At 43.1% G+C, this 914-nt stretch carries 1 protein-coding gene; it reads right to left on the reverse strand.

Annotation, left to right across the window (positions count from 1 at the left end):
* The coding region (locus R2S57_RS30380; protein ID WP_316848661.1) for a tetratricopeptide repeat protein at positions 1 to 914 on the reverse strand (914 nt) is incomplete at both ends.

A 914-nucleotide genomic window follows, 5' to 3' on the forward strand; every position in this document is an offset into this window, starting at 1 on the left:
CTGATCTGGGCAATGAAAGCAGCCTCATGTTTCCCATCCGGCAAATGTCCTGCTTCATAGGCCAGTATCTGGGAAAGTGCCTCCTTATTTTTTTTAAGCCTGATAAGGCCCTCTGTCACAAATCCTACAGTCCGGATCAGGTATTCCTGCTTCAGGTATATCGTATCACGGAGGGATAAAGTTTTCTTATATGCCCTGATGCTCTTTTCAGTCTGTCCGAGTTCCTGATAAATCAAGCCGAGTTCTCCATAGTATAGATCTTGCCTCTCATTGTCATAATTTTTGTTCATCCAGTCTATGCCCTGTAGAAGGTACTGTAGCGCAAGGTTTAAGTTCGCATCATACCTCTCGAGTTTGGCAAGCAGATAATACAGCCTGCCTACTGCAGGAGCCTGATATTTACTGTATTCAGAGATGTAACCCCGAGCTAAACTCTTAACATTTTTTCTATCACCATTGATGTTAAAATAAGTATCATAATAGGCCATCTCACAAGCTGCCTTAAAATTACGCTCGCCTTTAAAAATTGACATGGCATTATCTATATAGATTTTTGCCCCGAGCCGATTTTGGGTGTAGGAGAAATTTTTCTTAACAGCTCTTGCCATAATCAGCGCCTTACGGTGTTGGTCTGATCCATTCCTGAGATAATCTAACGCTTTATTAAACCAATCAAATCCGCCGTGAGCATTGTTCCTTGCAAATTCGACCTCACCTAACATGCTAAGTGCTTCAATTGTTAGCGTTAATGCCGGACGGCCCAGGCTCTTGCTGCCAGTCACCGCAGCGTTGAAATATACAATGGCCGAGTCCATATCAGTGGTATCCTGTCCGTGCCTCAGTTTGAGGTAATAGGATCCGATCATCAATCTGGCCTTAATTTTAGATTGAGGATCGATACTGTTGCGAAGATT

This window comes from Pedobacter psychrodurus (assembly GCF_032678585.1).
GTDB classification, from domain to species: domain Bacteria; phylum Bacteroidota; class Bacteroidia; order Sphingobacteriales; family Sphingobacteriaceae; genus Pedobacter; species Pedobacter psychrodurus_A.